The organism is Streptomyces sp. NPDC046716 (genome assembly GCF_040645755.1).
Classification (GTDB): domain Bacteria; phylum Actinomycetota; class Actinomycetes; order Streptomycetales; family Streptomycetaceae; genus Streptomyces.
This window is the reverse complement of sequence record NZ_JBEYYU010000034.1, coordinates 86,235-98,059: the sequence shown is the minus strand read 5'-3', so window position 1 is coordinate 98,059 and position 11,825 is coordinate 86,235. Positions and strand designations below refer to the sequence as shown.

Here is an 11,825-nt window from a genome sequence, read left to right as displayed (position 1 = left end):
CGTCGGGTACACGCCGTGCGGGGCCTTGACGGAGCAGACGCCCCTGAAGGCATGCGCTGCGCGCAGCCTTCCCCTGGGCGAGCGAAGCTCGCTTCAGGGGCGCGGGGAACTGCGCGAGAAGCGGCCACCGGCCCGCAGACGAACGACAACCCCTCAAGGGGCGCGGGGAACTGCGCGGCCAGCCACGACGTGCGCCGGGCGTGCCAGGATGGGCGCGTGGAACAGACTTTCGGTACGCCGTTCATCGGCCGGGAAAGCGAACTCGCCCGGCTCACCGGCGTCCTGGAGCGAGCCGCGGCAGGCGACCCCCGCGCCGTCCTGCTCGCCGGCGACGCGGGCGTCGGCAAGACCCGCGTCCTGACGGAGGCCGCCGCCCACGCCGCCACCACCGGCACGACCGTCCTGACCGGCCACTGCGTGGACCTCGGCGACGTGGGCCTGCCGTACCTGCCGTTCACCGAGATCCTCGGCGCGGCGGCCACCGACGACCGCCTCGCCCCGGCCTTCGCCGCGCACCCCGCGGTGGACCGCCTGATCGGCCCGGCCCGGGGCGCGGCCCCCGACCCCGGCTCCCGCCTCCAGCTCTTCGAGGGCATCGCCGGCCTCCTCGCCGACCTCGCCGATCTGACCCCGCTGCTGCTGGTCCTCGAAGACCTGCACTGGGCGGACCAGTCCTCCCGCGATCTGCTCCGCTTCCTGCTCAGCCGGGGCGTCCTCCAGCGCCCGGGCCCCGGCGGCCCGCCCCGCCGGCTCGCGGTCTTCGCCTCGTACCGCACGGACGACCTGCACCGCCGCCACCCCCTGCGGCCGCTCCTCGCCGAGCTGATCAGACTGCCCGCAGTGGACCGACTCGACCTGCGCCCGATGGCCGACGCGGACGTGGCCCGGCTGGTGCGCGCCCTGGGCGGCGCGCCGGTCCCCGACAGCACGGTCCGGCGCATCGTCGACCGCGCCGAGGGCAACGCGTTCTACGCCGAGGAACTGCTGGCCGCGCTCCCCGGCGACGAGGGCCTGGGCGGCCTCGGCGACGTCCTGCTCATCCGCATCGAGCAACTGTCCGAGACCACGCAGCAGGTACTGCGCACGGCGGCCGTCGCCGGGCGCCGGGTCGGGCACGAGCTGCTGCGCGACGCCGTCCAACTGCCGCTCGAAGCACTGGAGTCGGCGCTGCGCGAGGCCGTCGGGCACCAGCTGCTGCTGCCGGACGACGACGGCACGTACACGTTCCGGCACGCCCTCACCCGGGAGGCCGTGTACGCGGATCTGCTGCCCGGCGAGCGGGTCCGGCTGCACGGACTGTTCGCCGAACTGCTCGGCCGCCCGGGCCATCCGCCGCAGAGCGCGGCGGAGCGCGCCCACCACTCGCGCGAGAGCCACGACCTGGCCGACGCGCTGACCGCCTCCCTCGAAGCCGCCGGGCACGCCCAGCGCGTCGGCGCGCCCGCCGAGGAGCTGCGGCACCTGGAGAGCGCCCTCGACCTGTGGTCCGCGGTGGACGCACCCGCACGCCCCACGGACACCGACCCGGTCGCCCTCACCCTGCGCGCCTCGGCGGCCGCCGCCCACGCGGGAGACCCCCATCGCGCGGTCCAGCTCACCCGTTTCGCCCTCGCCCAGGCCGGCCCGGAGACCGACTCCGAACTCGCGGCTCGGGTCCGCTACACCCTCGCGGGCAACCTGATCCGCATCGACCACCTGGAGGCCGCGTTCACGTACAGCAGTGAGGCGCTGGCCCTGATCCCGGCCGAGCCCCCGTCCCGTACGTGGGTGTGGGCGGCCGCCACCCACGTCCTGGCCGCCCGGAACGTGGGCCGCGACGAGGACGCCGAGCGGATCGCCCGGCAGGCGCTCGGCATCGCCGAGGAGCTGCGGCTGGCCGACGCCCAGGCCGACCTGATGGTCTCGCTGGTCGGCCTCTCCCCCGACAACCGGCGCACCCCGCCGGGCCGGGATCGGCTGACGCGCGCCCGTGACCTGGCCCGTACCGCCGGGAACCTGCGGGTGGAGATGCGGGCCCTCTACAGCCTCGCCCTCGGCTGCTACGAGTCCGGGGACCTCGACGCCTGTCTGACCTGGCTCGGCGACGGCATCGACCGCGCCCGCCGCGCCGGTCTGCTCTCCTCCCCGTACGCCCTGGAGCTGCGCTACCTCCAGTCCCTGCTGCTCTACACGCTGGGCCGCTGGGACGAGTGCGCGCGGGCGGCCGCCGCCGACTCCGAACTGCTGCCGACCGCGGGCGGGTTCACCACCGCGCCCGCGCTGTACGTCGCCCTGGCGCGCGGCGACCTGGACACCGCCGTCGCGGGCGCCCGCACCCTGCTGAGCGGCCCCGCGGACTGGATGGCGACGCTCGCCGCGAACATCCTGCTGACCGACGCGGCGGCCCTGCGCGGTGCGGCCGACGAGTCCGTGCGGCAGGTGCGGGCCGCGATCGAGGCGCTGGCGGAAGGATCCTCGGGCGAGCTGCCCGACGTCGTGGTGCGACTCGCCGCGCTGGCCCTCTCGGCGGTCGCGGACGCGGCGGAGACCGCCCGGCTGTCCGGCGACACGGCGGGCGCGGAGCACTGGGCGCGGACCGCCGATGAGCTGGTGGGGCTGGCCAGGACCACGGCGGCCCGGAGCGACGACGGCACCCCGCAGGGGCCCGAGGGCCTGGCCTGGCTGGCCCGCGCCGAGGCCGAGCGGACCCGGGCCGCGACCGGTCCCGACGTGCCGGCCTGGGAGCGGGCCGTGACGGCGTTCGGCTACGGCGACCCGTACGAACTGGCGCGCTGCCGCAGGCGGCTGGCCGAGGCGCTGCTCACCGCCGACTGCCGCGAGGAGGCCGCCGAGCAGGCCCACGCGGCTCTGGAGACCGCCGTGCGGCTCGGCGCCGGACCGCTGCGCGAGGATCTGGAGGCCCTGGTCCGGCGCGGCCGCCTGTCCCCCGCCCCGGCCGCCGAGGAGCGCATCGCCGCGCTGACCGCCCGGGAGAGCGACGTGCTGCGGCTGCTCGGCCGCGGGCTCACCAACCGGAGAATCGGCGAGGAGCTGTTCATCAGCGGCAAGACGGCGAGCGTCCATGTCTCGAACATCCTCGCCAAGCTGGGCGCCGCGGGCCGCACCGAGGCGGTCGCCATCGCCTACCGCGAGGGCCTGATCGAGCCGCAGACGGTCGAGAACGACTGAGGGCCGGGCCACCCGTGGGTGACCCGGCCCTCAACTGCGCTGCTCTCAGACGAGATTCACGGAGCGCGCCGAGGCGGCGCCGATCTCCGCGGCCAGCTCGGTCAGCACGCTCTGCGGGACGGTGTCGTCGACGGTGAGGACCGCGAGGGCCTCGCCACCGACGTCGGCGCGGGCGACCTGCATGCCCGCGATGTTGATCCCGCCCTCACCGAGGACGCGGCCCACGGTGCCGACGACGCCCGGACGGTCCTCGTAGCGCAGCACGACCATGTGGTCGGCGAGCGCCAGGTCCACGTCGTACTCGCCGACGGCGACGATCTTCTGGAGGTGCTTGGGGCCGGCCAGCGTGCCGGAGACCGAGACCTCCTGGCCGTCGCTGAGGGTGCCGCGCACCGTGACGACGTTGCGGTGGTCGGGCGACTCGGACGAGGTCGTCAGGCGCACCTCGACACCGCGCTCCTGCGCGAACAGCGGCGCGTTCACGTAGCTGACCGTCTCGTCGACGACGTCCTCGAACACGCCCTTGAGCGCGGAGAGTTCGAGCACCTTCACGTCGTGCTGGGTGATCTCGCCGTACACCTCGACGTCGAGGCGGACCGCGACCTCACCGGCGAGCGCGGTGAAGATCCGGCCGAGGCGCTCGGCGAGCGGCAGGCCCGGCTTGACGTCCTCGGCGATGACGCCGCCCTGGACGTTCACCGCGTCGGGCACCAGCTCGCCGGCGAGCGCGAGGCGCACCGACTTGGCGACCGCGATACCGGCCTTCTCCTGCGCCTCGTCCGTGGAGGCGCCGAGGTGCGGGGTGCAGACGACCTGGTCGAACTGGAACAGCGGGGAGTCCGTGCAGGGCTCCTTCGCGTACACGTCGAGGCCGGCGCCGGCGACGCGGCCCTCCTTGAGCGCCGAGTACAGCGCCTCCTCGTCGACGATCCCGCCGCGCGCGGCGTTCACGATGCGCACGCTCGGCTTGACCTTGTGCAGCGCCTCGTCGCCGATGAGGCCCAGGGTCTCGGGGGTCTTCGGCAGGTGCACGGTGATGAAGTCGGAGACCTCGAGCAGCTCGTCGAGCGAGAGGACCTTCACGCCCATCTGCGCGGCGCGCGCGGGCTGCACGTACGGGTCGTACGCGACGACCTTCATTCCGAACGCGGACATGCGCTGCGCGACGAGGGCGCCGATGCGGCCGAGGCCGACGACACCGAGGGTCTTCTCGGCGAGCTCGACACCGGTGTACTTGCTGCGCTTCCACTCGCCGGCCTTGAGGGCCTGCGAGCCCTGCGGGATGTTGCGCGCGGTGGCGATGAGGAGGCCGCAGGCCAGCTCGGCGGCGGTCACGATGTTCGACGTCGGGGCGTTGACGACCATCACGCCGGCCTTGGTGGCGGCGGACACGTCCACGTTGTCCAGGCCGACGCCGGCTCGGGCGACGACCTTCAGCTTGTTCGCCGCGGCGATGGCCTCGGCGTCGACCTTGGTGGCCGAGCGGATCAGGATCGCGTCGACGTCGGCGATGGCGGGGAGGAGCTCCGCGCGGTCCGCTCCGTTGCAGTGCCGGATCTCGAAGTCCGGGCCCAGGGCGTCGACAGTCGCGGGCGACAGCTCTTCAGCGATGAGTACGACGGGTTTGCCGTTGGCAGCAGTGCTCACGTGAGTCCTCACAAGTCCCAATGCGGACGGCCGTCCCGACGGCCGCAAGCGGTGGAGGGGTGGGTGCATGGCCGCGTGGAAGACGCACGACGCTGTGGGCCCGACGCGAATTAGTTCAGCAGTGTAGTGGCGTCAGGGAGATGGTCTTGCGCCTCCCTGGAAGGATCACCCGTCCGTGGCTGGACGGGTTGGACAACCCGGCCACGATCGAGTGGCCGCGCCATGGAGAACGGGGCCGCGGCGTGTGCCGCGGCCCCGTCCCGAAGGCTTACGCCTCCTCGTTGTCCACCCAGCTCATGAGCTTGCGCAGCTCCTTGCCGGTGGTCTCGAGCAGGTGCTCGCTGTCGGCGGTCTTGTACTCGTTGTACTTCTTCAGGCCGCCGTGGTACTCGGCCATCCACTCGCGGGCGAAGGTGCCGTCCTGGATCTCGGCGAGGACCTTCTTCATCTCGGCCTTGGTGGCGTCCGTGATGATCCGCGGGCCGGTGACGTAGTCGCCCCACTCGGCGGTCTCGGAGATCGACCAGCGCATCTTCTCCAGGCCGCCCTCGTACATGAGGTCGACGATGAGCTTCAGCTCGTGGAGGCACTCGAAGTACGCGATCTCCGGCTGGTAGCCGGCCTCGGTCAGCGTCTCGAAACCGGCCTTCACCAGGGCGGCGGTGCCACCGCAGAGGACGGCCTGCTCGCCGAAGAGGTCGGTCTCGGTCTCCTCGGTGAAGGTCGTCTTGATGACGCCGGCGCGGGTGCCGCCGATGCCCTTGGCGTACGACAGCGCCAGCTCGAAGGCCTTGCCGGTGGCGTCCTGCTCGACGGCCGCGATACACGGAACGCCGCGGCCCTCCTCGTACTGGCGGCGCACCAGGTGGCCCGGGCCCTTGGGGGCGACCATGCACACGTCGACGTCGGCCGCCGGCTTGATGAAGTCGTAGCGGATGTTGAGGCCGTGACCGAAGAACAGGGCGTCGCCCGCCTTCAGGTTGTCCTTGATGGACTCCTCGTAGACCTGGGCCTGGATCGGGTCCGGGACGAGGATCATGATGACGTCGGCCTCGGCGGCGGCCTCCGACGGGGTGACGACGCGCAGGCCCTGCTCCTCGGCCTTCGCCTTGGACTTGGAGCCCTCGTGCAGACCGACGCGGACGTCGACGCCCGAGTCGCGCAGGGACAGCGCGTGGGCGTGGCCCTGGGAGCCGTATCCGATCACCGCGACCTTGCGGTTCTGGATGATGGACAGGTCGGCGTCGTCGTCGTAGAACAGCTCGGCCACTGGGGTTCTCCTTGGTGTGCTGGTGTTGCGTCCCACCGTACGGCGGGGTGCGGAAGTGAAGTTTCGGGGTCTCGGTATCCGAGAGGCGTGCGGGTTTACGCGCTGCGGTCGAGGGCGCGCAGGCTCCGGTCGGTGATGGAGCGCGAGCCGCGGCCGATCGCGATGGTGCCGGACTGGACGAGTTCCTTGATGCCGAAGGGTTCCAGCATCTTGAGCATCGCCTCCAGCTTGTCGCTGGAGCCGGTGGCCTCGATGGTGACGGCCTCCGGGGAGACGTCCACGGTCTTGGCGCGGAAGAGCTGGACGATCTCGACGATCTGCGAGCGCGTCTCGTTGTCGGCGCGGACCTTGGCGAGCACCAGCTCGCGCTGGACGGCGGCGCCCTGCTCCAGTTCGACGATCTTCAGGACGTTGACCAGCTTGTTGAGCTGCTTGGTGACCTGTTCGAGCGGCAGGTCCTCGACATTCACCACGATGGTGATGCGGGAGATGTCGGGGTGCTCGGTGACGCCGACGGCGAGCGAGTCGATGTTGAAGCCGCGGCGCGAGAAGAGGGCGGTGATCCGGGCGAGGACGCCGGGCTTGTTCTCGACGAGGACGGAGAGCGTGTGCTTGGTGGACATGGTGAGGTTCCTTCTCCTGCGCTCTCTCAGTCTTCTTCGCTGTCGCCGAAGTCGGGGCGGACGTCCCGGGCGGCCATGATCTCGTCGTTGGAGGTGCCGGCGGCGACCATCGGCCACACCATGGCGTCCTCGTGGACGATGAAGTCGACCACGACCGGCCGGTCGTTGATCGAGTTCGCCTCCTCGATGCACTTGTCGAGGTCCTCGGGGCGCTCACAGCGGATGGCGTAGCAGCCCATCGCCTCGGACAGCTTGACGAAGTCCGGGATGCGGGTGCCCTTGTTCGGCGGGGTCTCGCCGTCGGGGCCCGCGTGCAGCACGGTGTTGGAGTAGCGCTGGTTGTAGAACAGCGTCTGCCACTGGCGGACCATGCCGAGGGCGCCGTTGTTGATGATGGCGACCTTGATCGGGATGTTGTTCAGGGCGCAGGTGGTCAGTTCCTGATTGGTCATCTGGAAGCAGCCGTCGCCGTCGATCGCCCAGACGGTCTGGCCCGGGGCGCCGGCCTTGGCGCCCATCGCGGCGGGGACCGAGTAGCCCATGGTCCCGGCGCCGCCGGAGTTCAGCCAGGTCGCCGGCTTCTCGTACTGGATGTAGTGCGCGGCCCACATCTGGTGCTGGCCGACGCCCGCGGCGAAGATCGTGTCGGCGGGGGCGAGCTGCCCGATCCGCTCGATGACCTGCTGCGGGGAGAGCGAGCCGTCCGCGGGCTGGTCGTAGCCGAGCGGGTAGGTCTCGCGCCAGCGGTTGAGGTCCTTCCACCAGGTGCTGTAGTCGCCGGTGTGGCCCTCGGCGTGCTCCCGCTGGACGGCCTGGATCAGGTCGGCGATGACCTCGCGGGCGTCGCCCACGATCGGCACGTCGGCGACACGGTTCTTGCCGATCTCGGCGGGGTCGATGTCCGCGTGGACGATCTTGGCGAACGGCGCGAAGCTGTCCAGGTTGCCGGTGACGCGGTCGTCGAAGCGGGCGCCGAGGGCGACGATCAGGTCGGCCTTCTGCAGCGCGGTGACGGCGGTGACCGCACCGTGCATGCCCGGCATTCCCACGTGCAGCGGGTGGCTGTCGGGGAACGAACCGAGCGCCATCAGGGTGGTGGTGACGGGCGCTCCGGTGAGCTCGGCGAGGACCTTCAGCTCGGCGGTGGCGCCGGCCTTCATGACGCCGCCGCCGACGTACAGGACGGGCCGCTTCGCACTCGTGATCAGCTTCGCGGCCTCGCGGATCTGCTTGGCGTGCGGCTTGGTCACCGGGCGGTAGCCGGGCAGGTCCTGCTGCGGCGGCCAGGTGAACGTCGTCTTCGCCTGGAGGATGTCCTTGGGGATGTCCACGAGGACCGGGCCCGGGCGGCCGGTGGCGGCGATGTGGAACGCCTCGGCGATCGCCTTCGGGATGTCCTCGGCCTTGGTGACGAGGAAGCTGTGCTTGGTGATCGGCATGGTGATGCCGACGATGTCCGCCTCCTGGAAGGCGTCCGTGCCGATCGCCTTGGAGACGACCTGGCCGGTGATCGCGACCAGCGGGACGGAGTCCATCATCGCGTCCGCGATCGGCGTCACCAGGTTGGTGGCACCCGGTCCCGACGTGGCCATGCACACCCCGACCTTGCCGGTGGCCTGCGCGTATCCGGTGGCCGCGTGCCCCGCGCCCTGCTCGTGACGGACGAGCACGTGGCGCACCCGGCTCGAGTCCATCATCGGGTCGTACGCCGGAAGGATCGTGCCGCCGGGGATGCCGAATACGGTGTCGACCCCGACCTCCTCAAGCGAGCGAATGAGGGACTTCGCACCCGTGACGTGCTCGACGGGGGCGGACTGCTGTCCTCCGGAACGGGGCCGCGGCTGCGGATGGTGGGCCCCGGTGGCCTGCTCGGTCATCGGCATTCTCTTCTCGATGCTGAGGGTTTTTGCGAGGTTTGTGCAGGGTGTTGCGAGTTGTCTGACACGTGCGGCCTGTCCCGGTGCAACAAAAAACCCCTCGTGCCGTGAGGCAAGCGAGGGGAGCGCGCCGGGTGCGGTCGCTGGGGATTCCGATGTCCGAACCGGTGGTCCCAGCTTCAGCCGACGCGCTTTCCAAGTACGAGAATTCGGGTGCGCATGGCACTGACCCTCCCCCCGGCGCCCAGTCACTGTCAAGTGGGTGGGACGGGAGTCTCATTATGTGAGCGCAGGGGTGGCCCGCCCACGAACACCGGCTCGATCGGACCCAGCGGAACCGGGTACTCCCCCGAGACCAGCGCACGGCGCAGCCGGTACTCGTCGAGCGGCCCGGAAAAGGCCATTCCCTGCCCGTGCGTGCACCCCATCGACCGCAGCGCCACGACCTGTTCGGGCAGGTCGACGCCGTCGGCCACGGAGGTGAGTCCGAGGTCTCCGGCGATCCGCAGCAGCCCGCTGGTGATCTTGTGGAGCCGGGCCGACTCGACGACGCCCTCGACGAGCGACCGGTCCAGTTTCAGTACGTCGACGGGGAGTCGGCGCAGCGCCGTGATGGCCGCATAGCCGCTGCCGAATCCGTCCAGCGCGATCCGGACACCGAGCCTGCGCAGCGCGGTGAGCCGCCGCTCCAGCTCGTCCAGCGGCACCCTGGGGTCGCTGTCGGCCAGCTCGATGATGAGCGCGCCGGAGGGCAGTCCGTGCCGGGTCAGCAGCGCCTCGATGGAGCCGAGCGGCATGGAGCGGTCCAGCAGCCTGCGTGCCGTGATCCGCACGGCGACCGGGACGGCGTGGCCGGTGTGCCCGCGCTCGGCGGCCTGCTCGACGGCCTCCTCCAGCATCCAGCGCCCCAGCTCGGCGGTGCGCTCGCTGTCGTCGGCAACCCGCAGGAACTCGGCGGGGGTGAACAGGATGCCCTGCGCGGAGCGCCAGCGGGCCTGTGCGGCGACCGCCGTGATCCGGCCGTCGTCGAGCGACACGACCGGCTGGTGCAGCAGCGCGAACTCGCCGTCGTGCAGCGCCGTGCGCAGCCTGGTCGCCAGCTCCGCCTTGCGGACGACATCGGCCTGCATCTGCGGCGCGTACAGCTCCACGCGCCCCTTGCCGGCCGCCTTGGCTCGGTACATCGCCAGGTCGGCGTTGCGCAGGAGCTCGCCGGCCGTGATCTCGGGCTCGGCGAACGCGACGCCGATGGAGGCGGCGACGCGCACATCGTCGTGCCCGTCGATCGAGTAGGGCTGGGAGAGCCTGATTCTCAGCCGGTCGGCCAGCTCGTAGATGTGCTGCTCCCTGGCGGTGTGGTCGCGGCTTCCGTCGCCGACGATCAGTGCCGCGAACTCGTCACCGCCGAGGCGAGCCGCGGTGTCTGAGGCACGTACGGAGTCGGCCAGCCTTCTTGCCGCCTGCACGAGCAGCTCGTCGCCCGCCTGGTGGCCGATCGTGTCGTTGACCTGCTTGAAGCCGTCGAGGTCGATGAAGAGCACGGCGGTGCCGCGGTCCGTGGCCCGCCGCCCGGTGAGGGCCTGGCTGACCCGCTTGGTGAACAGCGCCCGGTTGGGCAGGTCGGTGAGCGGGTCGTGCTCGGCGTTGTGCTGCAACTGGGCCTGGAGGCGCACCCTTTCGGTCACGTCCCTGCTGTTGAGGATCAGGCCGCCGTGGTGGCGGTTGATCGTGGACTCCACGTTGAGCCAGGAGCCCGTGCCGGAGCGGAAGCGGCACTCGATCCGGGTGGTGGGCTCCTCGACCTGGCTCGCGGCGAGGAACCTGCGCACCTCGTGCACCACCCGCCCCAGGTCCTCGGGGTGGATGATCGAGGCCAGCTCGGACCCGACGAGCTCCTCCGCGTCCCGCCCGTAGACCCCGGCGGCGGCCGGGCTGACGTATCTCAGCACCCCGTTCGGCGCGGCGATCATGATGACGTCGCTGGAGCCCTGGACCAGGGACCGGAAGTGGTTCTCCTTCTGGGCCAGCTCCTGGGTGAGCGTGATGTTGTCGAGGAGCATGATGCCCTGGCGCACGACGAGCGCCAGGACGACGGTGCAGGCGGTGAAGAGGACGATCCGGTCGACGCTGTGGCCGTTCAGGACGTTGTAGAGAATTCCCAAGGTGCAGACGGCGGCGGCCAGATAGGGCGTGAGCGCGGCCAGCGAGCCCGAGATGGGCCGGGTCTGGCTCACCTGGTAGCGCCGCCCCGCGCCCGCGGGGTGCTCCTCCCGGGCCGTCGCCGCCCCGCCGCCCACCCAGGGCGCGTACGCCATCAGCAGCGAGCCGGCGAACCAGCCCGCGTCGAGGATCTCCCCCGAGCGGTACGTGGCGTGCAGCAGCGGCGAGGTGAACAGGGCGTCGCACATCACGGTGAGGGCGAGGGCGCCGATCGCCGTGTTCACCGCCGTGCGGTTGCCGGGCGAGCGGCGGAAGTGCAGGGCGAGGACCATGCTGACGAGCGCGATGTCGAGCAGCGGATAGGCGAGGGAGAGCGCCGTCCTGCTGACGCTCTGGCCCTCGAACTCGGCGGTGTGCGCGAGGGCGAGGCTCCACGAGAGCGTGATCAGGGAGCCGGCGATCAGCCACGCGTCGAGCCCGAGGCAGATCCAGCCGGCCTTCGTCATCGGCCGCTTGGCGAGAACCAGCAGACCGATGATGGCGGGCGGCGCGAAGCACAGGAAGAACAGGTCGGCGAGGCTGGGGCTGGGCACGGGCTCGTGGAGGACGAACTCGTACCACCCCCATACGCCGTTGCCCAGGGCGGCCATGAGGGAGGAGAAGGCGAACAGGAGCCAGGCGGGTCGAAAACGGCTGCGTCGGCTGCGGGCGTACAGGAAGTTCGAGACGGCTGCGGTGGCCGCGGCGACGCTCAGCCCGAAGTCGCCCATGAACAGGGCGATCCGGTCGGAGCCCCAGCCGAGCGCGGAGCCGACGGCGTATCCCGCGCAGACCAGGACGAGCAGCAGCTGTGAGCCCGCGCCCATCCGGTGCACGGGTGGCCGGGCGGGCAGCGGCCCGCCGGTGCGCAGCGGGGTGCCGAGCGCCGCGGCCGACGCCGCCTTGGCGGTCACCGGCCCGCCCCGGTCCGCCGGGCCGCCCCCACGTCTGTCTTGCCCTGCCCGGTGTGCGGATGCTTTCTGCGGCCGCCGCGCGGCCCGCTCCGGTACGTATGACCCCTGCGGCAGCCGGTACTTCGCC

At 71.7% G+C, this 11,825-nt stretch carries 6 protein-coding genes; 1 reads left to right on the top strand and 5 read right to left on the bottom strand.

Translation table 11 applies throughout. From position 1 onward, the window contains the following. Positions 1–216: 216 nt before the first annotated feature. Positions 217–3,168 carry an AAA family ATPase gene (locus ABZ930_RS24775; RefSeq protein WP_361551539.1) on the top strand — a complete coding sequence of 984 codons (2,952 nt, stop codon included), beginning with the start codon at positions 217–219 and terminating at the stop codon, positions 3,166–3,168. Between the two features lie 45 nt (positions 3,169–3,213). Here ABZ930_RS24775 and serA read toward each other — a convergent pair whose 3' ends face one another. From serA to ABZ930_RS24750, 5 genes are all read right to left on the bottom strand, one after another. Beyond that, the gene (gene serA, locus ABZ930_RS24770) at positions 3,214–4,815 is read right to left on the bottom strand and encodes a phosphoglycerate dehydrogenase (protein ID WP_361551536.1); all 1,602 of its coding nucleotides are present in this window, start codon (positions 4,813–4,815) and stop codon (positions 3,214–3,216) included. 268 nt (positions 4,816–5,083) lie between these two features. Beyond that, positions 5,084–6,085: a ketol-acid reductoisomerase gene (ilvC, locus tag ABZ930_RS24765; protein WP_018531298.1), complete on the bottom strand. Its 1,002-nt coding sequence runs from the start codon at positions 6,083–6,085 to the stop codon at positions 5,084–5,086. Between the two features lie 95 nt (positions 6,086–6,180). Next, positions 6,181–6,708, bottom strand: a complete 528-nt coding sequence (ilvN, locus tag ABZ930_RS24760) for an acetolactate synthase small subunit (protein ID WP_361551533.1) — start codon at positions 6,706–6,708, stop codon at positions 6,181–6,183. Positions 6,709–6,734: 26 nt separating this feature from the next. Then, entirely contained in the window at positions 6,735–8,585 is a 1,851-nt protein-coding gene (locus ABZ930_RS24755; protein ID WP_361551530.1) for an acetolactate synthase large subunit, read from the bottom strand. Positions 8,586–8,839: 254 nt separating this feature from the next. Further along, positions 8,840–11,611: an EAL domain-containing protein gene (locus tag ABZ930_RS24750; protein WP_361551560.1), complete on the bottom strand. Its 2,772-nt coding sequence runs from the start codon at positions 11,609–11,611 to the stop codon at positions 8,840–8,842. Positions 11,612–11,825: the final 214 nt, after the last annotated feature.